Source organism: Nitratireductor sp. ATLC21 (assembly GCF_057196525.1).
The window spans coordinates 1,021,194-1,044,823 of the sequence record NZ_JBXUOU010000001.1 but is presented as its reverse complement, the minus strand read 5'-3'; the positions used below and the strand labels follow the sequence as shown (position 1 = coordinate 1,044,823).

Genomic DNA, 23,630 nt, shown 5'->3' with positions numbered 1-23,630 from the left:
CGAAATTGGACGTGACAGGGAGTCCACCTAAGTATCAGGGTTAATCCGGCATTAACGCGGCCAGCGCTAGATCACGAATCAGGTTGCGAAATGCCGCGACGGACAGCCGTTGCAGCGGCGGCGACGGGGTGGCATGGAACCCCGCTCGGTTGGAGAAGGCAAAGCATGGCGACAAAAGAGAAGGAAGAGGTCGAAACCGAACGTGAGGGCTCCGATGGTCCCTTGCTCGACCTCTCCGACGACGCAGTCAAGAAGATGATCAAAGCCGCCAAGAAGCGCGGCTATGTGACGATGGACGAGCTGAATGCCGTCCTTCCTTCCGGCGAAGTCAGTTCCGAACAGATCGAAGACACGATGGCGATGCTCTCGGATATGGGCATCAATGTGGTGGAAGAAGATGAGGTCTCGGAAGACAATGATTCCAGTGATAGCGAGGAAGGCGGCGAGCTGACCACGCAGTCGGGAACCGCTGTCGCGACGACCACGAAGAAAGAGCCCACAGATCGCACCGACGATCCCGTGCGTATGTATCTGCGCGAGATGGGTTCGGTGGAGCTTCTGTCGCGCGAGGGCGAAATCGCCATTGCGAAGCGCATTGAGGCCGGCCGGGAAACGATGATCGCGGGGCTTTGCGAGAGCCCGCTGACCTTCCAGGCGCTGATCATCTGGCGTGACGAGCTGAACGAAGGCAAGATCCTGCTGCGCGAGATCATCGATCTCGAGGCCACTTATGCGGGCCCAGAAGCAAAGCAGGCGCCGGTCGTCCAGCGTCCCGATGAAGAAAACAAGCCGGCGGCTGAAGAAAAGCCAAAGCGTACCCGCGGTGACGACGTCACGGACGTGGGTGGTGAAGGACAGCCGGAGGAAGAGGACGACGAAGAGGATGAAGCCAATCTGTCGCTCGCCGCGATGGAGGCTGAACTCAAGCCCGGTGTCATGGAGACGCTGGACTTTATCGCCGACACCTACAAGAAGCTGCGCAAGCTGCAGGACCAGAAGGTCGAGTCGAGCCTTGCCGACGGCGATAGCCTGTCCAGCAGCCAGGAACGACGCTACAAGCAGTTGAAGAGCGAGCTGATCACCTCGGTGAAATCTCTGTCTCTCAACAATGCGCGTATCGAGACTCTGGTCGAGCAGCTCTACGACATCAACAAGCGTCTCGTGCAGAATGAAGGTCGTCTGCTGCGGCTTGCCGAAAGCTATGGTGTCAAGCGCGAGTCGTTCCTCAAGGAGTATCAGGGTTCGGAGCTCGATACGAACTGGACCGAGCGTGTTGCGACGCTTTCCGGCAAGGGCTGGAAAGAGTTTTCGAAGAACGAGGCGAAGGCGATCGAGGATCTGCGGGCCGAGATCCAGAATCTTGCGCAGGAGACCGCGATCTCCATCGGTGAGTTCCGACGCATCGTGAACCAGGTGCAGAAGGGTGAGCGGGAAGCGGCCATCGCCAAGAAGGAGATGGTCGAGGCCAATCTGCGCCTCGTGATCTCCATTGCCAAGAAGTACACGAACCGGGGCCTTCAATTCCTGGATCTGATCCAGGAGGGCAATATCGGCCTGATGAAGGCGGTGGACAAGTTCGAGTATCGTCGCGGCTACAAGTTCTCCACTTATGCGACCTGGTGGATCCGGCAGGCGATCACGCGTTCGATCGCTGATCAGGCCCGCACGATCCGCATTCCGGTTCACATGATCGAGACGATCAACAAGATCGTGCGCACTTCGCGCCAGATGCTGCACGAGATCGGGCGTGAGCCGACGCCGGAAGAGCTGGCCGAGAAGCTCGCCATGCCGCTCGAAAAGGTGCGCAAGGTGCTGAAGATCGCCAAGGAGCCGATCTCGCTCGAAACGCCTGTGGGCGATGAGGAGGATTCGCATCTCGGTGACTTTATCGAGGACAAGGGTGCGGTTCTGCCCATCGATGCGGCCATTCAGGCAAACCTGCGTGAGACGACGACGCGCGTTCTTGCCTCGCTGACACCGCGCGAGGAACGCGTGCTGCGCATGCGTTTCGGCATCGGCATGAACACCGATCACACGCTGGAGGAAGTTGGTCAGCAGTTCTCGGTGACGCGTGAGCGTATCCGCCAGATCGAAGCGAAGGCGCTGCGCAAGCTCAAGCACCCGAGCCGGTCGCGCAAGTTGCGGTCGTTCCTCGACAGCTGATCGACAGTCCATTCCGATCGAGAAGAGCCGGGCGAGGAGCCCGGCTTTTTCTTTGCGTTTTGGGCGGAACGGCCAACCCCGCTTGACAGGCTGGCCTGACCCGGGCACCACGACACGATGCAACAACGGCTGCTTTCCGTTTCGACATCAGGTCCGGGTCTTTACGAGTTCACCGATCAGGTGGACCTGTTCGTAAGGCAAGCTGGGATTGATGCCGGCCTGCTTACGGTCTTTGTTCGTCACACCTCTTGTTCGCTGATCATTCAAGAGAACGCAGATCCGGATGTGTCACGCGACCTGCAGACCTTTTTTTGCAGGCTCGTGCCGCCATCCGATGATGCGTCGATGACCTGGGTGACGCATCGTCTGGAAGGGCCTGACGACATGCCTGCTCATATAAGGGCGGCGCTGACACAGACCTCCATCGGCATACCGGTGATGAACGGCCGCCCGGGCCTCGGAACTTGGCAGGGCATTTACCTTTATGAGCACAGAAGACAGCCGCATCGCCGAGAGGTGATTCTTCATCTGGCCTGAGCAAAACGCTGAGTTCCGGTTTCGCTGGCAGTCGGGTAGGGTTAAGTTGCTATAGAGTTTTGACAGTGAGGGGAGTACGGGCATGTCATTCCTGAAGCGCCTGTTCGGAGGAGGAACGGACACATCCACCGCGGGGGAAGGAAAGCCGGTAGGGGATGCTGTCGAGCACAAAGGTTTCATGATCCAGCCCACTCCGTTTTCTGAAGGCGGCCAGTTTCAGACTTGCGCGGTGATCTCCAAGGAGGTGGATGGCGTTCGCAAGGAGCATCGCCTCGTTCGGGCCGATCGCTTCCCAAGTGCAGATCTCGCCGCAGAGCAGGCGATCCGCAAGGGACGGCAGGTGATCGATGAGCAGGGTGACCAGATTTTCAGCTGATCCGGTCGTCCTTTGCTCTTTATGCGCCTTCACACAGCAATGGCTGACTGGACCAACAGCGAGGCTTCGGTCAGACTTGCAGTCTGTGATCTACAGGCTGAAAGGCATTTACATTGACGCTCGCAGCTTCGCTCTTTCCCATCTTTTGCTGGGGGTTCTACACCGTTTTTGCCAGCTGGTTGGAAAAGCGCCGGCCCTCATTGTCCATCATCATGGGAGCGCAGCGCCATCGGTGGGTGCGCAACGCGGTGCATCGCGAGACACCGATGGATGCCATCCTGTCGGGCAATTTGATGGGAGCGGTGTCATTTTTCGCGTCCACAACCGTTCTGATCATTCTGGCCATCATCGCGGTGTTCGGGCAGATCAGTGCTGTGGTGGAAGCAGTGTCCGTCATGCAGCCGACGCTGGATATCTCGAAAGCGGCCGTCGAGCGGCATCTGGTCCTGTTTCTGGTGATGTTCGTGATGGCATTTCTATCCTTCACGCTGTCGCTGCGGCAGTTCAACCACTTCTGCATCATGCTCGGCGCAGCGGACGAGGCGGATGAATGCGACCCTGAGGAAATCTATGTCATGGCCGCGCTCAACACCATCGCGGCACGCAATTTCAATCAGGGTATTCGGGCCTACTATTTCTCATTGGGTATGATCGCCTGGTTCGTCTCCGTGTGGGCGGCTATCGGCGTCAGTGTTTTGCTGTTTGCGTCGATACTCTACCGAGAATTCTTCTCCGCTGCCCGTGAACTGGTGGCGGGTCTCAAGGTTGAGGTCACCAATCCTGCACAGAAGGGGATGGCCAGGAAGAGGAACTCGGACAAGCCATAGACTGCCCACGCCTATGGCGTGGGAGCCAGCCCCTCAATCAGCCCAGCGAGAGCTGTACGGTAGGGTTCGACATCCGCACCAGCGTCAATAGCCAGCGCTGCCCGATCGAATGCCGCGCCTAGCAAGCCGGTCAGTGCATCGAGCGGCAGATCGCGGATCTGGCGGGCCTTGATGGCGGCCTCCAGCCCCTGCTTCAAGGTTCTGTTGCCGTGGCGGTTGTCCACCTCATCCATTCCGCTTCTTCCGAGAACAGCAGGACCATCAAGCAGCAAGAGGCGTGTGCGTCCGGGCGCAGCCATCGCTTTCAGATAGGCTTCGCCGCCTTCGATCAAGGCGATCGTGGCGGTCGAAGATGTGGTTGTGTGCCTCTCGATTTCATCCGCCACTGTGCTCGCTTCACGTTCAACCACAGCGGCAAAGAGAGCCTGTTTGTCCGCGAAATGATGATAGAGCGCTCCCCGCGTGACACCGGCCTCCCGGGCTATCTCCGGCGTCCCTGTCTCCGCATAGGACTTGTCCACGAAAAGACGCCGGGCGGCCTCGATGAGCCTCTCGCGTGTTTCATCACTGCGCTCGCGGTTGGAGCGCCGACCTGTTTCCTGTTGCATACATGCAGCCTGTATGTTAATTTCCAATACATGCAGTCTGTATGTTTATAGCGGCGGTCGCTGATTGCAAGTGTTTTGGGCGTCGCGAGAACAAGGCATGCAGTTGTGTCCAACGCGCCAACAGGAACCACACCGATGAAAATCACCAGCTATTACCCGGTTGTCATGACGGAAAAAGTCGCCGAAACCGCAGCGTTTTACTGCGCCCATTTCGGCTTTCATCCGGCGTTTGAGGCGGACTGGTATGTCCATCTTCAGTCAAGCAGCGACCCAAGCGTCAATCTCGCCATACTGAACGGAAACCACGCGACCGTTCCGGAGAGCGGCAGGGGGCAGGTGTCAGGTCTGATCCTGAATTTTGAGGTCGATGATGTAGACACCGAATATGCGCGGCTGAAAGGAGCCGGGCTTCCAATGCTGCTGGAACTGCGTGACGAAGCGTTCGGGCAACGTCACTTCATCACTGCCGATCCGAATGGTGTGCTGATCGACATCATCAAGCCGATCCCACCCTCTGCGGAGTTTGCAGATCAATATTCGCCTGATGCCGTTCCCCAGTAGGGTTGCTGGTGAAGGGAGATCAGATTGGAAGCCGCGGTGCGATTGCACCAGCGGCTTCCGCACTGTCGTGATCAGGCGCCAACGATTTCGACGACTTCAATGTCAAAAATCAGATCGTGTCCGGCCAGCGGATGATTGGCGTCCACCGTGATTTCATCATCACCCACGCCAACCACGGTAAGGGAAATCTGGTTTCCGTCCTGCGTGGTGGCCTGGAGGTTGGAGCCCACCTTTACGTCCAGCTCCGGGGGCAATGCCGAACGTGGCACGGCCTGAACCTGGTTTTCGTCTCGGGCACCGTAGGCCTCAGCCGCGGGGATGTTGAGCGTGCCGCTCTCACCCTGCTTCATACCCTGGATCTGCCGGTCGAGGCCGGAGATTATCTGGCCGCTGCCTACCTTGAACTCGAGTGGTTCGCGTCCGGCCGAGGAATCAAACTGCGTGCCGTCGGCCAGCTTGCCTGTGTAATGGATGCGCACGACATCGCCGCTTTTGACCTGGCTCATGTCTGTCTCTCAATCGCTTTCGTGTGAGAAGATGTTGACGCGGCATAGCGCTCTGCGTCGGCGAACAGGGATGTGGCAACGCCTCTCTTACCCTTGTCGACACAGCCTAGTGCGTGCGGGGCACTCCTGTAAAGCGATGGAAGGCAAACGGCCGGGGATGTTTTGTCCCCGGCCGCCTTCCGCAGCGTGGAACGGCCCTGGGGCTTGGGGAGCACCTGGGGTGGGCCAAGCGCCGCGAAAGAGCGTGTGTCTTGCAGAAACCGAGCGCCTTTATTTGCCGACGATCGCCCAGGCCACACCAAAGGGATCGACAAGTTGCCCATAGCGATCCCCCCAGAACATCCGCTCCAGAGGCATTGTTACCTTCATGCCGGCGCCCACCGCGCGTGCCCACCAACCGTCGACATCGTCAACGTTCAGGGTCAGCGTGTATCCGGCATGCTCTCGCAGGGGCTGGCCATACTCAGGATAGGCGTCGCACAGCATGAGCGATCCGCCGTGAACGTAGAGATGAATGTGCATGGTGCGGCCATTGTCGTCTTCCGGTTGTCGGAAAACCTCTTTTGCCGCCAGGGCCTGTTTGTAGAATTCGGCGGCTTTTGATGCGCCATCGACAATGAGATAAGGGACTACACCACCCAGAACCTCGGGCATCTCCTGTTCATCTGCAACATTGTGGGTTTCGGACATGATTTTCTCCTAATAGCAAGCCCGCGATGTCGGGACTTGTCATCAGGACGAATAGTGGTCGGCAACTCCGACAAGCCTACCGATTTTTTGTTCAATCCACCCGGTTCTTCACGGCCAGGCGGTCAAGATGCTGACGTATATGCGCAGCTTCGGCTGGCGTGCGCGCTAAAGCTATGGCGCGGTCAAACGCTTCGCGGGCTTCTTCCGCACGACCGATTTCGCTCAGATAGGCACCGCGCACACCATGATAATAAAAATATCCGGAAAGGCGCTCTGCGAGAGGCGCGATCAATTGCAATGCGGCTTCGGGCCCGTGCGTTTTGGAGACTGCGACTGAGCGGTTGAGCGTGATGACGGGTGACGGAGTCTGGCTTTCCAGCATCTGATAAAGAAGGTCGATTTCTTCCCAGTCGGTTTCCTCCGGCGTGCGGGCGCGGGCGTGAAGCGCGGCGATCGCCGCTTGTATCTGGTAGGAGCCGGGCCGTCCGTGACGCAGAGCCTTGTCCACCAGGGCCAATCCCTCTTCAATGCCGGTGCGGTTCCAGAGCGAGCGGTCCTGGTCATCAAGCAGAACGGCGTTGCCATCCGCATCTGTGCGGGCGGCGCTGCGTGCATGCTGGAGAAGCATGAGGGCGAGGAGACCCATGATCTCGGGTTCGGAGGGGAAAAGCCTCAACAACAGGCGGGCAAGCCGGATCGCTTCATCGCACAGCGAGGCGCGTACGACGTCTGTGCCGCTGGTCGTGGAATATCCCTCGTTGAAAACCAGGTATATCATCGCAGCGACCGCACCGAGCCGCTTCGAGCGCTCGACGGCATCGGGGGCCGCAAAGGGTACATTGGCCTCTGCGACCCGACGTTTGGCGCGGGTGATGCGCTGTTCCATTGCCTTTTCACCAACCAGAAAGGCGCTGGCGATCTCTCGCACGCTCAGACCGGAAACAATACGCAACGCAAGCGCCACCTGCTGGGTTGCGGGGAGGTCGGGGTGACAGCACACGAACATCAGCCGAAGAATGTCGTCGCGGTAGTGCGCATCGTCCAGCCGTTCCGCCATGTCGGCTTCGACATCGTCGAGGTCCGATATCCTGTCTTCGGGGGGAAGAGCGGTGTTGCGACTGTCCCGGCGAACACCGTCTAGCGCTGCATTGCGGCCGACGAAAATCAGCCAGGCGGTCGGGTCGCGCGGCGGGCCCTTAAGGGGCCAATTCTTCAAAGCCCGCAGACATGCTTCCTGAAAAGCCTCCTCGGCCCGGTCGAGATCGCGGAAATAACGCAGAAGCGCGCCCATAGCCTGCGGGCGCGCGCTCGTGAGGGCATTCTCGATCCAGGCCAGCTCAGTCATTTCGTAGATGCTTCTTTCTCAGGCAGGTTGCCTTTCTCAAAAATCTGTACCGGACGGATTTCGAAGGTGACGCTCTCGCCTTCCTTCATGCGTTTCGCGAAATCGACCACCTCTTCCAGGTTTTCGCAATCGACGACATAGAAGCCGAGCAACTGTTCCTTGGTTTCGGCAAAGGGGCCATCGAGCACCAGGTGCTCGTTGCCGGAAGCACGAAGCGTTGTTGCAGCGGAGGTGGGCATCAGACGGATCGCAGGGCCCATCCGGTCCGTGTCGACCAGTTCTTTCTGGACGCGCCGACGCTTGGCGAGGACAGCATCGTCCTCTTCCTTGGACCAGGACATGACGACGTCTTCATTGTGGTAGCAGAGAATTGCGTAAAGCATTCCGGTTCCTTTCTCGATTGGAAGACGGCGAAGCTTGCCGCATTCCGACACGATGCGTCGAGATAATTGTGGGGTGGATGGCGCAAAGCCATCCACCGGAATATTGTCGGAAAAACTTCCGCCCGGCGTTCAATCCTGATAGCTGAAAGCCGCGTCACCAAACGAGAGCCAGCCATGTTCGCCAACACATTCCCCGACCGCGCCCTGATTGCCGAGACCGTGGCCAAGATGCTGATCGAGATCAAGGCGGTTCATTTCCGGGCTGACGAGCCCTATACGTTTACCTCAGGCCTGAAGAGCCCGGTCTACATCGACTGTCGGAAGCTCATCTCCTATCCGCGCATTCGCTCGGCCATCATGGACTTCGCGGCCTCAGTCGTCTTGCGCGATGCCGGCTTTGAAAAATTCGATGCGGTGGCCGGCGGCGAGACGGCGGGTATTCCCTTTGCTGCCTGGCTCTCCGACAAACTCGGCCTGCCCATGCTCTACGTTCGCAAGAAGCCTAAGGGATTTGGCCGCGATGCTCAGATCGAAGGCAATCTGAATGAAGGGGCGCGGTTGCTTTTGGTGGAAGATCTGACCACAGACGGTGGGAGTAAGCTCAAATTCGCCGAGGCCGTCCGCAAGGCGGGCGCCGAGGTGACCGACACTTTTGCCGTTTTCTACTACGGTATTTTCCCCGATACCCCGAAGCGTCTGGAGGATGCCGGCATGAGGCTTCACTATCTCACCACTTGGTGGGACGTTTTGCAGGTAGCGCGTGCGGACAAGCTTTTTGACGAAAAGACGCTCGATGAGGTGGAGAAGTTTTTGAACCAACCGCTTGAATGGTCTGCTGCCAATGGCGGCATCTCCGAGATCGGCGAAAAGGCTGGCTAACAGACGATCAACCGAACCTCAGCAACAAATGGCAGGCGGCGGTTTCGCAAAACGAAACTGCCGCTTTTCTGTTTTCACAAGGGTATCTCGTCGAGAGCCGTTTTTTGTTCGTCGGTGAGCGGCATATGCGGCGGTAGCGGCGTGGCAAAGTCTGCGTCATCATGCAGTCTCGCAGTCAGGTATTTCACCGCAGGAATAAGCGGGTGAGCAGAAATCGCGGTGCGTGCACTGGACGCCGCCTCCAGGGCATTATCATTGGTGGGTTCGGCCCAAAGTTTTGCAACAAGCGGCGCGGTCACGCTGGCAGTTGCCGAAATGCATCCGGCGTAATTTTCAGATTCCGCCTTCGAAATTGAGGCTTCGTTGCTCGGGAAGACGGCAAAGTCACTGATCTTTGCCAGTTCGGAAGCATAGTCGAGATCGCCTGAACTGTCTTTCGCACCGGTTATGCGATCAGGGAAGGCATCTTTCAGACGGCGGGCAAGGGCCGGGGAGAAGGTAAGGCCCGTCATCTGGGGGAAATTATAGAGATAGACGGGAATGGGGGTTCCGGACGTGCTGGAGATCAGCCGTTCAAACCAGGCGAACAGGCCCTCATCACTCACTCCCTTGTAATAATAAGGTGGCAAGACCAGCGCTGCGGCGAAGCCCAATTCGTGAGCGCGGCGGGTCAGCGCGATTGTTGTCTTCAGATCTGGTGTGCCGGTACCAACCATCAGTCTGGTGGTGTCGAGGGCGCCGGCGGCGGCTTCCATGAGGGTAGTGCGCTGCTCAGGGCCGAATGAGTTGGCTTCGCCCGTGGTGCCGAGCACGTTCAGCGCATCGCATCCATTGTCCAGCGCCCATTGCGCGTGGCGCAGAAAACGGGTCGTGTCAGGGTCACCCGAAGCTGTCACAGGTGTTGGGACGGCGGCGATAACACCACGCAGGCCGTTGCGCGTCATGAAGGAACTCCTTTGAAGCCGGCAATGAATTCGAAGGCATCTTGCAGATTTCGCAAACACAGCAAAGCCCGGTCGGAGGAGGGAACATCCGACCGGGCTCCTTTCGCCAGCCCGCAGCCAGAGCATGGGGCGGGCAGAAAGGGGTCAGTGCCTATCTGGCGCTGGCCACCGGAGCGACAAGCGGGGTGATACGCCGCAGTGCCACACGCCTGTTCTCGCGTTCGCGCTCCTGGGTATCGATTTTAAGGTAGCGCTCGCCATAGCCCTGAGTGACCAGGTTTTCCGGCGGGATGCCGAACACATCCGTCAGCGCGCGGGCCACCGATTCGGCGCGGCGATCCGAGAGCGCCAGATTGGCGAGATCCGAGCCCACAGCATCCGTATGGCCTTCGATCAGAAAGGTCTCGGCAGGATTCTCGTCCAGCATGCGCTCAATGGCGGTCGCAATCGCTTCGAGCTCGTCAATCTCGCTCTCTTCGATATCGGCCGAGCCGAAGGCGAATTCGACTGTATCGAGATCGATGCGACGAACCATATCGCGTAGGCGCGCTGAGCGTTTGACCTCTTCAAGCGAGTATATACGGCGCACGGGTTCTACCGGAGGCTTTTCAAGGAAAGTATAGTAACGCTCCGGATCCTCCACACGCTCTGCCTCCAGAATATAATCGCTGACGGGGATCGTCAGGCGAAGTGGTGGCAGCTCGCGAGCCGGATCATGCCACCGGTCGACGGTCTCGAGGCGCTCGTCTGGTACGAAGACGAGGACCTGTTCGCGGCCATCCGGCGTAACCCGCACACGGCGAATGACGTCGCCATAACGGCTGCGAACGGTGATCAGGCGAACACCATTCGGACGCGTGACAACCTCGCGCACACGGTCGCGCGGCAGCTCCTCGTAATAAACTTCGTCATCCTCGCGGATAAGGCGGTCGCTGTCCTGGCTTTCGACGAAAATCTGATTGTTGATCTGGATGATCGTTCGATTGTCATTGAACTCGCGTACGACCTCCGCCGATTCGCGGCGCTCTCGCAGTTCACGCCGGCGCTCGCGGCGTTCCTCACGCGTTTGACCCAGTTCGATCCGTTCGCCGCGCTCTTCAAGAATGTTGCGGATTTCGCTGCGAAGCGTTTCTGGATTGATCGCGTCAGCCTGCGCCTCGGCGTCGCTTTCAGGCATGGGGGCCTGTTGTGGTTCTGCCTCGGCGTTGGCATTCTCCTCTTCCGCGGCGCTCTCCGCCTCGGATGCTTCGGCTGGAGCGGAGGACTGCGCTCCTCCGTTGGCCTCTGGCTCCTTTTCGCTATCCAATACAGGCGCGGCGTTTTCAGGCAGAGGCTCGATTTCCTGCGCTTCGGGCTCGTTGCCACTCTCTGGCTGAGCTTCAATCACTTCATTTGTACGTTCTTCCGCGGGCGTGGGAGCAGCGTCCTCCGCTTGTCCGGAAGGCTCTTCTTCAGCCGACCGTTCCTCGGCGGGCTGCTGAGCGGCTGGCGCCACCTCTTCAACAGGCTGGTCTTCTGCGGGTTCTTCCGTGCTGGGCGAGGGGGTGGGCTCTGCCGGCAGATCTGTGTCGTCGGAAGCTGGTTGAGAGCCTGCCTCAGGCTGAGCGGCGGTGCCTTCCCCGGCGTCCGGAGTGCCCTCTTCTGCACCAGAAGTCGCTTCTCCCTCGGCAGGAGCGCTTTCCGCAGGGGCCGTTTCTTCAGCGGCTTCGGGCTCGACAGGGGGCGTAGGCTGCTCTTCCGGTGCTTCAAGACCGGAGGGGGCGTCCTCAGGCGCTCCTGCGTTGTCGGTTCCAGGCTCTTCCTGTGTGCCCGGTTCGTCGGCGGCTGCCGGCTGCTCGACTTGAGTTTCGGCAGCAGGTGCAGTTGCCTCAGGCTCCGATGTCGGCTCGGGTTCCGACGCTGGCGCGGCCTCGTTCTCAGCTGGAGCCTTGTCCTTGTCCTTCTGCTTTTTTTCGCCGCGCTTTTTCAAGAGCGCCCGCCAGGCTTCTTCGGTCATGCCTTTGGGCTTTTCGGCCTGTGCCAGCACCACCCCGGAGTAGCGCTCCGTTGCGATGCTCGGCTGCGTTGCCAAAGGTGCGGCAGCAATGAGCAGACCGAGGGCGGTTGTCGTCATGATCCGCTTTCGCGTCGTCATAAAATCTCTCCTGTATGCAGGCGTCCCATCGCCGCTTTAACCGCTTCGATGGCGTTCGGTTCCCTTTTTCCCGCAATTGATACTCCTGCGTGTGGAAGCGTGACTGCGAAGTGACGAGAACGTGTCTGAAACGGGGCCCTTACGATGCTTGACGTGCGATCCTTGGCGGTTCAAAGCTCGAGCATGACGACGAAGAAATTCTGGAAGACCAAGACGCTGGCAGAACTCAACGACCAGGAATGGGAAGCTCTTTGCGATGGCTGTGGCAAATGCTGCCTCGCCAAACTCGAGGACGAGGACACCGGTGAGATTTACTGGACGAGTGTGGGATGCCGCTTGTTCGACGGCGAAACGTGCCGATGCAGCGACTATGGGAACCGGCTGAAGCGCGTTCCTGATTGCGTGCGGCTTACACCGGACAATGTGGGCAATATCCCCTGGCTTCCCAGCACTTGCGGATATCGCCTCGTGGCAGAGGGCAAGGAACTGCCATGGTGGCATCCGCTGGTTTCGGGTGATCCAAACACTGTGCACGAAGCCGGCATTTCCATTCGTGGCCGGGTGAAGACCAACGAAGATCAATTGGCAGAGCCGGAAGACTATTTTGCCTTCATCCTGGATGAGGAACCATAGACATCACCCGATGTTTTCTTCTGGGGCGCTTTACGAATGAGGAGTTATGCCGATGTCCGATGAAAAGGCGCTGAGCCTTGTGCAATCCTTTCTGAATGCCCTGAACGCCAGCGATCACGATGCTGCTCTGGCATTGGTAAGCGATGATGTAGCGCACGATCCGTTCGACGGAGAGCGAGAGATCGGCCGAGAGAAACTGCGTTGGCGTCTCGGATTGAGGACTCGGCATTTCGACGAGCGCCTTGCAGATATCACCGTCATGAATGCCCCAGGTGGCATTCGTGCGGCTGCGGAGTTTACGGTTCGCGGCACCTACCGAACAACTGCAGAAGGCCTGCCGGAGGCGACAGGGCAGACTTATACGCTCCCCGGCGGAATGTTTTTCGAGATCGATGGCGGCGAAATCACGCGGATCAGCGAGCATCGAAATCCGGTCCAGTGGAACGCGGCTTTGTCGGCCATCGGCTGAATGCGATATGAACAGCCCATTCCTCATTGGTTCAGGAGTGTTTTGAGATTGTGATCTCCATCAGGGGCGCGAGAGGGTCCCAAACACCAAGGAGAGCACAATGTTCGAGAAACTCAAGATTGCCACGCTGTCAGCCATGATCGGGTTGGGCACGCTGCTTGCGGCGCCGGCAACAGCTCAGGCGGACAGCCTTTACTTCGGCTTTGGCATTGGTGGCCCCTCGGGCGGTTATCTTTACGGAAATAGCGCCCGCAGTCATCGTGCCGAGCGTCCTCGTCGCCATCACAGCGCGTGCACCCCTAGACAGGCGGTTCGCAAGGCGGAACGCATGGGTATCCGTCGCGCCCGGGTGGTCAGGGCCAATCGGAACATCATTCGCGTTGCAGGACGCACCCATTGGGGGCGGCAGCATGTTGTTTTTGCTCGCGCCCCACGGTGCCCGGTTATCCGTTGAGTGCGGATTGACCGAGATAAAACACGAAAGCCGCCGGCGAGCGCCGGCGGCTTTCGATTTCTGATATTCGATCGTCGGGTTTACCGGTCGAGTTCAAAGGTCACATTGACCTGTACCTGATAGGCGTTCTCGCCTGCTTCCACGGGGACAGCCTCGGCTGAGGCCTGCATCCGAACAGCCTTGCCAGCATAGGGCATCGGGGGGCGCTGATGCATCTGTTCGGAGATCTCAACGATGTCGCCCAATTTCACGCCGGCAGCCTCTGCCAATGTCTTGGCCTTGTCGAGTGCATCCTTCACGGCGCGCTTTCGGGCCTCGGTGATGGCCTCGGATGGATCGTCGTTGGTGAAAGTAAGTCCGCCGCCCTGATTCACACCAAGACTTACCGACCGATCGAGAACAGTCCCGACTTTAGCGAGATCGCGGATGCGTACCGTGAGCGTATTGCCGACCTCGTAGCCCACGATGCGTGGCGTCTTTTCCTCGTTCTTCTCGTTGGGGTACACATAGCGCGGGTTGATGGACAGACCGCCTGTCTGCAGATCACGCGCTTCAATGCCGTCTTCCTTCATCGCATCGATGACTGCGGTCATTGCCTGATTGTTTGCGTCGAGAGCGTCGCGTGCCGTTTCTGCTTCACGCACCACGGCGATTGTGAGAACTGCCATATCGGGGCTGACAGCGGCTTCTCCCTCGCCAGTCACGATGATTCGCTTATCCCTATCGTCTGCCAAAGTTGGAACAGCGCTGAGCAGGGAAGCAGCAAGCACGGGAGCAGCGAATACGGCGGGGAAGACGGATTTGGTCATGGAAATCTCCTTTTGCGATGTCCCGAAAAGCGACCTAGCTATGGATTGTGTGTCGATTGCGGCAAGATGGCTTGTGCGCGGCGAAAAAAGCAATTAATCCATCGGCCACCGGGCCTGTAGCTCAATTGGTTAGAGCCGGCGGCTCATAACCGCTTGGTTGGGGGTTCGAGTCCCTCCGGGCCCACCATCGACCAGACTTCTGGTGGTGCAGATCTATCCCGGTTGTTTGGTACGGTTTTTTTATCATAACTGATTAAGTTTTTATTAATCCACGGATTCCCCAAGAATTGGTGTTTCCGGTGGAGAAGCTACTACTACGATCTATATTTTTATTCGTATTTTGTCTTTTTCCGGACTTTGCCTTTTCCCAAATCGGCATCGGTTTCCGTGGAGATGGCAGTTATGTAGGGACGATCGGCACCAACAAAGGATCAGTCGAAGCTTACAAATGTCCGGCCGGAACAGTGCTTCGAGGTCTCCACCACGCCGACGTCTCCATGAGCGCAAATCTTTCCACCGTTCGCGGTATGACAGCACAGGTGGGGCTTTATTGCGCGTCGATATCTGTTCTTCCTAACGGAACGGTTGAAACCATCAACACGTCAGCCAATGGTACCCCGGAAATTTCGGGTTACGGCTATCCCAATCAAGGAACCCAGCGACATGGATACTGTCCTCCAGGACAGATTGTTCATCAGCTAGGTGGATACGATCGGGTTGTGTCTCCAAGCACATTTCGTTGGGCTTCGAGTTTGCGAATGGAGTGTCGTCCTCTTCAACTCGGTGCATCGGATTGGGTTTCCGTCAATACGGCTGCTACAGCTGGCGTTCAGACCGTTGGGGTGAATGAGGGCAACGCCACGCACACTTTCCGGGGCTGGTTTTGCAACAATGAGGCCTATCGAGCAGCCTCGGGTATTCATAGGCAGGCTGGTGGGAGGGGCTACGATGGTATCAATGTCTATTGCGGCCAATTGGAGCAAGCGCGCCACTCGGCGGCTCTGAATTTTTCCGACTTTGCTTGGGATCAAACGATTGGCGGCACAGGCTGGCTGCTCAATTTGACCAAGGATGGCGTTCTTCTCGACAATGGAAGCGGACTTTCGGGAGAAGATGTTGAGCCATATCTCGCTGCTTCCGACAACGATACGGCTGATTATGATTCCAGCAAGGAGGTTTATGTTCTGCCGGGATCCGGCTATGGGGCCACGGCCTCACAAAGGCCGGCAGGCATTCCCGAAAACTCTTTTGCGGAAACAGGCAGTTGCGCGAGCAACATCCTAAAGGTCGACCAGGAAGATAGCACCTGTTCTCTCACGGTTACGGGGCGACCCGATCTTTCGATTTCCATCTCAGCGCCGGCGGGTGTTTACCACGCGCCAGGCGACACGATGGATATGAGTGTGAGCGCCACCAATCTTGGCCCCGGTACTGTCCAAACCTCTGATGGATTCGCCATCACGGTGTCCGTGCCGGCAGGGTGGACAGCCAGCCCGGTTCCCGGGTGTACGGTCTCAGGGCAAACGGTGTCGTGTGCTATAGACACGCCTCTTTCGCCCGCTCCTGTCCCTGGAGGCAGCGGCGGAAACATAGGCTTCACAATCCCGCTGGTCGCAAACTCGGATGCCGTTTCAGGAAGCTATCCGCTTGTTGCCTCGCTTGACCGGTCTGTCTCCGACGGAGACACCGACCCGACGAACGATGATTTTGTTCTGTCAAACGATCAGGCGCAGGGGACTGTGCAGTTCGTCAAATTGCCCAGACTCACGCTTCGCAAGACCACCTTGGATGATGTCGGCAGCTTCACCTTCACCGGCAACAATGGGTGGGAAACTCAGACGATCACCACTGTGTCCCAGGGCGTTGCTCAACCGGGGGCCACACAGATCCTGGCGGAGGTCGACGTCCAGACGGTCATTTCAGAGACGTTGCCGCCCAATTGGGTTCTGGACGACGTTGTCTGTTTGGGAATGGGGACAGGGGGAACAGTGTCGTTTGATGAGAATTCCTTCACACTTTCTCCCGAGGCGGTGGCGGTCGATAGCGAGATCGACTGTGCGGTTATCAATCAGAAGGTTCTGTTGAATACTTCGAAGAGCTCGGATGTTGGCAACGGTGTCGGCGTCCAGGCGGGGGACACGATCACCTACACGCTGACGACCCAGGTGACCGGAGGGACGACCTCTCAGGACCTGGTTTTATCAGACACGCTGGGGGCGGGGCTCGACTTTGGCAGCGTCACCTCGCCGGGGGCTTTCGTTCCAGATACGGGAAGCGCGCCGAACCTCTCCTTCACCTTGCCTGCCGGCACGGCAGCGGGAACCTATAGCGTGTCCTATACGGCGACGGTTTCTGACAGTGCTTCGGGATCGGTTTCCAACAGCGCTGTGGCCGATGTGGGGGATTGCTCTCCCTGCGCGACCACGAACCCGCTGGTGGAACTGAACACATCGAAGGCTTCGGATGTGGGTGACGGTGTTGGCGTACAGGCGGGCGATATGATCACCTACACGCTGACCACACTCGTAACCGGAGGGACCACAACACAGGATCTGGTTCTGACCGATACGTTGGGGGCGGGGCTCGATTTTGGCAGTGTCACGGCGCCGGGGGCTTTCGTCTCAGATACGGGGAGCGCGCCGAACCTCTCCTTCACCTTGCCTGCCGGCACGGCAGCGGGAACCTATAGCGTGTCCTACACGGCGACGGTGTCTGACAGTGCTTCGGGATCGGTTTCCAACAGTGTGGTGGCCAACATCGGCGACTGCTCTCCTTGCGCGACCACGAACCCGCTGGTGGAACTGAGCACATCGAAGGCTTCGGATGTGGGCGACGGTGTCGGGGTTCAGGCGGGGGACACGATCACCTATACGCTGACGACCCAGGTGACGAGGGGAACGACGACACAGGATCTGGTTCTCACCGACACGCTGGGGGCGGGGCTCGACTTTGGCAGTGTCACGGCGCCAGGGGCCTTCGTTCCAGATACGAGCGGCGCACCGATCCTGTCCTTCACCTTGCCCACCGGCACGGCAGAGGGAACCTACAGCGTCTCCTACACCGCGACTGTATCAGACAGTGCGTCGGATTCGGTTTCGAACGCAGCGTCTGCTGATATTGGCGAATGCAGCCCCTGTTCCACAAACAATCCTCTTGTGACGACCAGCACCTCGAAAGCTGTCGATGTGGGCGATGGTGTAGGCGTTCAGGTTGGAGATACGCTCACCTATACGCTAACGGCCGTTATTGCAGCCGGCGTCTCAACACAGGACCTGGTTCTCAGTGATGTTCTGGGGTCGGGCCTGGAGTTTGGCAGTGTTACGGCGTCGGGCTCGTTTGTTCCAGACACAGGCAGTGCGCCCAATCTGTCATTCACGCTTCCCTCAGGAACACCTGCAGGAAGCTATGCCGTTTCCTACACAGCGACAGTGACCGATTTGGCTTCGGGGCAGGTGTCAAACGCGGTGAGTTCAAATTTTGGGAGCTGCGCGCCCTGCGCTACGACGAACCCTTTGGTGGAATTGAGCACATCGAAGGCTTCGGATGTGGGTGACGGAGTGGGCGTACAGGCGGGGGACACGATCACCTACACGCTGACCACACTCGTGACTGGAGGGACCACAACACAGGATCTGGTGCTGACCGATACGTTGGGAGCGGGGCTCGACTTCGGCGGTGTCACGACGCCCGGGGCTTTCGTTCCAGATACGGGAAGCGCACCGAGCCTGTCGTTCACGCTTCCTGCCGGCACGGCAGCGGGAACCTATAGCGTGTCCTATACGGCGATGGTGTCTGACAGCGCATCGGGATCAGTTTCCAACAGTGCGATGGCCGATGTGGGGGATTGTTCTCCCTGTGCGACCACGAACCCGCTGGTGGAACTTAGCACATCGAAGGCTTTGGATGTGGGCGATGGTGTCGGGGTTCAAGCGGGGGACACGATCACCTATACGCTGACCACTGTGGTGACGGGCGGCGTGACGACACAGGAGCTGGTTCTCACCGACACGCTGGGGGCGGGGCTCGACTTTGGCAGTGTCACGGCGCCGGGCTTGTTTGTTCCGGATACGAGCGGCGCACCGAGCCTCTCCTTCACCTTGCCTGCCGGCACGGCAGCGGGAGCCTATAGCGTGTCCTATACGGCGACGGTATCGGACAGTGCGTCGGATTCGGTTTCGAACAACGCCGTCGCCAACATCGGAGACTGCTCTCCTTGCGCGACCACGAACCCGCTTGTTGAACTGAGCACATCGAAGGCTTCGGATGTGGGCGACGGTGTGGGCGTACAGGCGGGGGACACCATCACCTATACGCTGACGACCCAGGTGACGGGTGGAACGACGACACAGGAGCTGGTTCTCACCGATACGCTGGGGGCGGGGCTCGACTTTGGCAGTGTCACGTCGCCGGGGGCCTTCGTCTCAGATACGGGAAGTGCGCCGAGCCTCTCCTTCACCTTGCCTGCCGGCACGGCAGCGGGAACCTACAGCGTCTCCTACACAGCGACGGTATCTGACAGTGCATCGGGATCGGTCTCCAACAGTGCGGTGGCCGATGTAGGGGATTGTTCTCCCTGCGCTACGACGAACCCTTTGGTGGAATTGAGCACGTCGAAGGCTTCGGATGTGGGTGATGGTGTTGGCGTACAGGCGGGGGACACGATGACCTATACGCTGACCACACTCGTAACCGGAGGGACCACAACACAGGATCTGGTTCTGACCGACACGCTGGGGGCGGGGCTTGACTTTGGCAGTGTCACGGCGCCGGGGGCTTTCGTTCCAGATACGGGAAGCGCGCCGAACCTGTCATTCACGCTTCCTGCAGGCACGGCAGCGGGAACCTACAGCGTGTCCTACACGGCAACGGTTTCTGACAGTGCTTCGGGATCGGTTTCCAACAGTGCGGTGGCCAACATCGGCGACTGCTCTCCCTGCGCGACCACGAACCCGCTGGTGGAACTGAGCACATCGAAGGCTTCGGATGTGGGCGACGGTGTGGGCGTACAGGCGGGCGACACGATCACCTACACGCTGACGACCCAGGTTACGGGAGGAACGACGACACAGGATCTGGTGCTGACCGACACGTTAGGGGCGGGGCTCAACTTTGGCAGTGTCACGGCGCCGGGGGCCTTCGTCTCAGATACGGGAAGTGCGCCGAGCCTCTCCTTCACCTTGCCCACCGGCACGGCAGCGGGAACCTATAGCGTGTCCTATACTGCCATGGTGTCTGACAGTGCATCGGGATCGGTTTCCAACAGTGCGGTGGCCAATATCGGCGAGTGCTCTCCCTGCGCGACCACGAACCCGCTGGTGGAACTGAGCACATCGAAGGCTTCGGATGTGGGTGACGGTGTGGGCGTACAGGCGGGGGACACGATCACCTACACGCTGACGGTCCAGGTGACGGGTGGAACGACGACACAGGATCTGGTTGTGACCGATACGCTGGGAGCGGGGCTCGACTTCGGCAATGTGACTGCATTGGGGCCATTCGCAGCCGACACCGGCAGTGCGCCCGAGCTCTCCTTCACACTTCCCGTTGGAACGTCGGAGGGGACCCATAGTGTGTCCTATACGGCGACAGTATCGGACAGTGCCGCTCTGGAAGTACAAAACAATGCAGTTGCCAACATCGGGGATTGCTCACCCTGCACAACCACAAATCCACTCGTTGAACTGAGTACCTCGAAAGTCTCGGATGTTGGCAACGGTGTCGGCGTCCAGGCGGGGGACACGATCACCTACACGCTGACCACGGTGGTGACGGGCGGTGTGACGACGCAGGATCTGGTTTTATCAGACACGCTGGGGGCGGGGCTCGACTTTGGCAGCGTTACGGCGCCGGGGGCTTTCGTTCCAGATACGGGAAGCGCGCCGAACCTCTCCTTCACCTTGCCTGCCGGCACGGCAGCGGGAACCTATAGCGTGTCCTACACGGCAACGGTGGCTGACAGCGCATCGGGATCGGTTTCCAACAGTGCGGTGGCCGATGTGGGGGATTGCTCTCCCTGTGCGACCACGAACCCACTGGTGGAACTGAACACATCGAAGGCTTCGGATGTGGGTGACGGAGTTGGTGTTCAGGCGGGCGATACGATCACCTACACGCTGACCACACTCGTGACTGGAGGGACCACAACACAGGATCTGGTGCTGGCCGATACGTTAGGAGCGGGGCTCGATTTTGGCAGTGTCACGGCGCCGGGGGCTTTCGTTTCAGATACGGGGAGCGCGCCGAACCTGTCATTCACCTTGCCTGCCGGCACGGCAGCGGGAACCTATAGCGTGTCCTACACGGCAACGGTTTCTGACAGTGCTTCGGGATCGGTTTCCAACAGCGCTGTGGCCAACATCGGCGACTGCTCTCCTTGCGCGACCACGAACCCGCTTGTTGAACTAAGCACATCAAAGGCTTCGGATGTGGGCGACGGTGTGGGCGTACAGGCGGGCGACACGATCACCTACACGCTGACGACCCAGGTGACGGGGGGAACGACGACACAGGAGCTGGTTCTCACCGACACGCTGGGGGCGGGGCTCGACTTTGGCAGTGTCACCGCTCCAGGGGCCTTCGTTCCAGATACGAGCGGCGCACCCGTCCTGACCTTCACCTTGCCCACCGGCACGGCAGCCGGAACCTACAGCGTCTCCTACACGGCGACGGTATCGGACAGTGCGTCGGATTCGGTTTCGAACAGCGCCGTGGCCGATGTGGGCGATTGTTCGCCCTGCATGACCTCCAATCCACTCGTTGAATTGAGCTCATCCAAAACATCGGATGTAGGGGACGGTGTCGGGGTTCAGGCGGGGGACACGATCACCTATACGCTTACGGCCGAGGTGACGGGAGGAACGACAACACAGGATCTGGTGCTGACCGACACGCTCGGGCCGGGGCTCGATTTCAGCACTGTAACCGCGCCTGGCCCATTTATTGCCGATGCCGGTTCCGCGCCGGTGCTGTCCTTCAGGCTTCCCGCGGGATCGGCAGCGGGGACACACAGCGTTTCCTATACGGCGACGGTCTCCGAGAGTGCTACCGGACCCCTGTCCAACGCGGTGGTCGCGAATGTGGGAGAATGCAAATCCTGTACAACGGCAAATCCGCTGGTCCGGCTTGGTACGTCAAAGACGTCGGATGTGGGCGACGGTGCGTCCGTCGAAATCGGAGACACGCTGACCTACACATTAACGACGGTGGTTGCAGACGGGACGACAACGCAGGATCTCGAATTAACCGATACGCTCGGGCCCGGGCTCAGATTCGGCAGTGTGGTCAGTTCCGGCCTGTTCGAAGCAGAAACAGGTGCAGCGCCGGAGCTTTCCTTCAAGCTTCCCGCGGGAACGCCGGCTGGAACTCATAGCATCACCTATACGGCTGTCGTTGACGAGGATGCACCGGTGACCTTGTCCAACACAGTGGTTGCCAGCAATGGGGCGTGTGCACCTTGCCGAACGGAAAACCATATTCCTCCGGATGTGAGTGTTGCAAAATCGCTTGTGACGGAGGGAGGCGCGGTTCCGGGGCTCGCCGAATTGGGAGAGCCCCTTACATTCGAGATCGTGCTGACCAATGTCGGTAGCGCTGCCATCGACTTTTCCGTGCTCGATGTTCTGGACCCGCATTTGCGGTTTGTGGCCGCCAGCCACGGTGGACGCCACAGCAGCGGTACTGTCGAGTGGACAGGCTTGACTGTCCCGCAGCGCGAGGGGAGCACCAACGGTCAACTTGTTCTGAGGGTCGATGCCTCTGTGGTCGAACGACTGGCACACCCGGCGGATACGGTAGTCAACTTTGCCAAACTCCCCGCTGAAGCGGACCCAGATTGCCCCTCCGAACAATGCGTCGTCCTGCCTCTCCAGTTCCCCGGGTTGAGCTTGACCAAAACCGGTGGATTCTCGGATATGGATGGCGACGGCTTGGCTTCACCCGGCGATGTCCTCCTCTACGAGTTTGAAGTCACCAATACCGGCAAGCTTCCGGTCACCGACATTCGGATCGAGGACCATGGTCCTAAGTTCAATGGGCATGCTGCGAATGGCCGCTTGTCTGATGTGCAGCCGGCAACGCTAGCGCTGGAGGTAGGGGAGACGGAGCGCTTTTCAGCCAGCTATCTGCTCACGCAGGCTGATATCAAGAATGGTGCGGGAACGTCCGAGGCGGTTGTGAACACAGCAATTGCTTATGGCTCAGTTTTGGATGGCGGCGGAGCGGTGTTTTCGCTCGCTTCGAACGAAAGCACGCTGCCACTGACATTACCGGCTGGGGCCGGCAACCTTACAATCAGCAAAACTGCGGAAAGAACGACAATCCGGCGGGGTGAGTTGGCGCCATTCACGATCATCGTAACCAACAATAGCGATGGGCCCGTTCGAGGGTTGAAAGTGGAGGATCGGCTTCCGCCGGGGTTTCGCTTTGTTGAAGGTTCTGCACTGGTGGATGAAGCGCCGGCAGCCCCGGTCGTGAATGGCCGCTTGTTGCGCTTCGATGACATTTCGCTGGCGGCCCGCAGTTCCATTGAAATCCGCCTGAGCATGAACGCCCCGGCGTCTATAGGCCCAGGTGTTTACATCAACACAGCGGTGCTGACCGATCCCCTCGGTCGCCGGATATCCTCCGAAGCTCAAGCCAGTGTCCGGATAGAAGAGGAGCCGGTTTTCGACTGCGGTGATGTGATCGGCAAAGTCTTCGATGACACAAACCGAAACGGGTATCCGGACGATGGTGAACCGGGACTGCCGGGGGTGCGATTGGCCGCAGTAGAAGGGAAGTTGATAACAACCGATGCGGCGGGTCGCTTTCATATACCATGCGCGTCGCTGCCAGATCAGCGATTGGGGACCAACTTCGTTGTCAAGCTCGATGCTCGAACCCTGCCTTCCGGCTATCGCCTGACGACGGAACATGTCCGGGTGGTTCGTTTGACGGCGGGCAAAATGACCAAAATCAATTTCGGCGCATCGATCCAGCGCCTGGTGCGGCTTGATCTTCGGAGCGACGCCTTCATACGAGGGAAAAATGCGCTGAAACAGAACTGGCTCTCCGCTGTCGACCAGCTGATCGAGATTCTCGACAGGGAGCCCTCCGTCCTGCGGGTGAGCTATCTGGATGAAGAAGGCAGCCCTACGCTCGCGAGACATCGTCTTGCATGGGTTGAAAAACGTATCACGAACCATTGGCGCCGGTGGGGCGGACGGTACCGTCTGGACATTGAAACCCGTGTTCTCACCGGGAAAGTCCGACCCCCTGGATATTCGGGGTTTGACCTGGGCCAGGCCATCGGAGAGTGAAGCTCATTGGGGAAGG

18 protein-coding genes and 1 tRNA gene are annotated in these 23,630 nt (G+C 59.1%); 11 read left to right on the top strand and 8 right to left on the bottom strand.

Features of this window, described 5'->3' with window-relative positions:
- Positions 1–165: 165 nt before the first annotated feature.
- The 4 genes from rpoD (at position 166) to AC2CHD_RS05030 (ending at position 3,903) form a co-directional block, all read left to right on the top strand.
- Positions 166–2,163, top strand: a complete 1,998-nt coding sequence (gene rpoD / locus AC2CHD_RS05045) for an RNA polymerase sigma factor RpoD (RefSeq protein WP_229448777.1) — start codon at positions 166–168, stop codon at positions 2,161–2,163.
- Positions 2,164–2,280: 117 nt separating this feature from the next.
- Positions 2,281–2,700 carry a secondary thiamine-phosphate synthase enzyme YjbQ gene (locus AC2CHD_RS05040; RefSeq protein WP_229448778.1) on the top strand — a complete coding sequence of 140 codons (420 nt, stop codon included), beginning with the start codon at positions 2,281–2,283 and terminating at the stop codon, positions 2,698–2,700.
- Between the two features lie 82 nt (positions 2,701–2,782).
- Positions 2,783–3,076 carry an HlyU family transcriptional regulator gene (locus AC2CHD_RS05035; RefSeq protein ID WP_229448779.1) on the top strand — a complete coding sequence of 98 codons (294 nt, stop codon included), beginning with the start codon at positions 2,783–2,785 and terminating at the stop codon, positions 3,074–3,076.
- Positions 3,077–3,189: 113 nt separating this feature from the next.
- Complete coding sequence (locus AC2CHD_RS05030) at positions 3,190–3,903, top strand: DUF599 domain-containing protein (protein WP_229448780.1); 714 nt, start codon at positions 3,190–3,192, stop codon at positions 3,901–3,903.
- Positions 3,904–3,914: 11 nt separating this feature from the next.
- On the opposite strand, the gene AC2CHD_RS05025 is transcribed toward AC2CHD_RS05030, so the two are convergent.
- Entirely contained in the window at positions 3,915–4,511 is a 597-nt protein-coding gene (locus AC2CHD_RS05025) for a TetR/AcrR family transcriptional regulator (protein ID WP_484552795.1), read from the bottom strand.
- A gap of 135 nt (positions 4,512–4,646) precedes the next feature.
- Here AC2CHD_RS05025 and AC2CHD_RS05020 point away from each other — a divergent pair, with 135 nt between their 5' ends.
- A complete protein-coding gene (locus AC2CHD_RS05020) occupies positions 4,647–5,072 on the top strand; it encodes a VOC family protein (RefSeq protein ID WP_484552794.1) in 426 nt (141 codons plus the stop codon).
- Positions 5,073–5,143: 71 nt separating this feature from the next.
- On the opposite strand, the gene AC2CHD_RS05015 is transcribed toward AC2CHD_RS05020, so the two are convergent.
- The 4 genes from AC2CHD_RS05015 to AC2CHD_RS05000 form a co-directional block, all read right to left on the bottom strand.
- Positions 5,144–5,578, bottom strand: a complete 435-nt coding sequence (locus AC2CHD_RS05015) for an FKBP-type peptidyl-prolyl cis-trans isomerase (protein ID WP_229448785.1) — start codon at positions 5,576–5,578, stop codon at positions 5,144–5,146.
- A 270-nt stretch (positions 5,579–5,848) separates the two neighbouring features.
- Entirely contained in the window at positions 5,849–6,268 is a 420-nt protein-coding gene (locus AC2CHD_RS05010; RefSeq protein WP_484552793.1) for a VOC family protein, read from the bottom strand.
- A gap of 91 nt (positions 6,269–6,359) precedes the next feature.
- Positions 6,360–7,613: an RNA polymerase sigma factor gene (locus AC2CHD_RS05005; protein ID WP_484552792.1), complete on the bottom strand. Its 1,254-nt coding sequence runs from the start codon at positions 7,611–7,613 to the stop codon at positions 6,360–6,362.
- Positions 7,610–7,996, bottom strand: coding sequence for a YciI family protein (locus AC2CHD_RS05000; RefSeq protein WP_484552791.1), 387 nt, complete (start codon positions 7,994–7,996; stop codon positions 7,610–7,612). The genes AC2CHD_RS05005 and AC2CHD_RS05000 overlap by 4 nt, the downstream gene beginning before the upstream one ends.
- A 174-nt stretch (positions 7,997–8,170) precedes the next feature.
- Between AC2CHD_RS05000 and AC2CHD_RS04995 the strand changes: the two genes are divergently transcribed.
- Entirely contained in the window at positions 8,171–8,875 is a 705-nt protein-coding gene (locus AC2CHD_RS04995; protein ID WP_229448790.1) for an orotate phosphoribosyltransferase, read from the top strand.
- Positions 8,876–8,949: 74 nt separating this feature from the next.
- On the opposite strand, the gene AC2CHD_RS04990 is transcribed toward AC2CHD_RS04995, so the two are convergent.
- Both AC2CHD_RS04990 and AC2CHD_RS04985 read right to left on the bottom strand, forming a co-directional pair.
- Positions 8,950–9,819 (bottom strand): dihydrodipicolinate synthase family protein, encoded by an 870-nt coding sequence (locus AC2CHD_RS04990; protein WP_484552790.1) that lies wholly within the window; start codon positions 9,817–9,819, stop codon positions 8,950–8,952.
- Positions 9,820–9,970: 151 nt separating this feature from the next.
- Entirely contained in the window at positions 9,971–11,953 is a 1,983-nt protein-coding gene (locus tag AC2CHD_RS04985) for an OmpA family protein (protein ID WP_484552789.1), read from the bottom strand.
- Positions 11,954–12,136: 183 nt separating this feature from the next.
- On the opposite strand from AC2CHD_RS04985, the gene AC2CHD_RS04980 reads away from it, so the two are divergent.
- The 3 genes from AC2CHD_RS04980 (at position 12,137) to AC2CHD_RS04970 (ending at position 13,509) form a co-directional block, all read left to right on the top strand.
- Positions 12,137–12,586, top strand: a complete 450-nt coding sequence (locus AC2CHD_RS04980; RefSeq protein ID WP_370633340.1) for a YcgN family cysteine cluster protein — start codon at positions 12,137–12,139, stop codon at positions 12,584–12,586.
- Positions 12,587–12,638: 52 nt separating this feature from the next.
- Positions 12,639–13,055, top strand: coding sequence for a nuclear transport factor 2 family protein (locus AC2CHD_RS04975; RefSeq protein WP_229448794.1), 417 nt, complete (start codon positions 12,639–12,641; stop codon positions 13,053–13,055).
- A gap of 100 nt (positions 13,056–13,155) precedes the next feature.
- The gene (locus tag AC2CHD_RS04970) at positions 13,156–13,509 is read left to right on the top strand and encodes a hypothetical protein (protein ID WP_229448796.1); all 354 of its coding nucleotides are present in this window, start codon (positions 13,156–13,158) and stop codon (positions 13,507–13,509) included.
- Between the two features lie 80 nt (positions 13,510–13,589).
- Here the strand turns inward: AC2CHD_RS04970 and AC2CHD_RS04965 are convergent, their stop codons facing one another.
- Positions 13,590–14,318, bottom strand: a complete 729-nt coding sequence (locus tag AC2CHD_RS04965) for an SIMPL domain-containing protein (protein WP_484552788.1) — start codon at positions 14,316–14,318, stop codon at positions 13,590–13,592.
- A 110-nt stretch (positions 14,319–14,428) separates the two neighbouring features.
- Between AC2CHD_RS04965 and AC2CHD_RS04960 the strand changes: the two genes are divergently transcribed.
- Together AC2CHD_RS04960 and AC2CHD_RS04955 are read left to right on the top strand one after the other, a co-directional pair.
- Positions 14,429–14,505 (top strand) — tRNA-Ile (locus AC2CHD_RS04960).
- A 571-nt stretch (positions 14,506–15,076) separates the two neighbouring features.
- On the top strand, positions 15,077–23,614 hold the full coding sequence (locus AC2CHD_RS04955; protein ID WP_484552787.1) for an isopeptide-forming domain-containing fimbrial protein: 8,538 nt from the start codon (positions 15,077–15,079) through the stop codon (positions 23,612–23,614).
- Positions 23,615–23,630 lie beyond the last annotated feature (16 nt).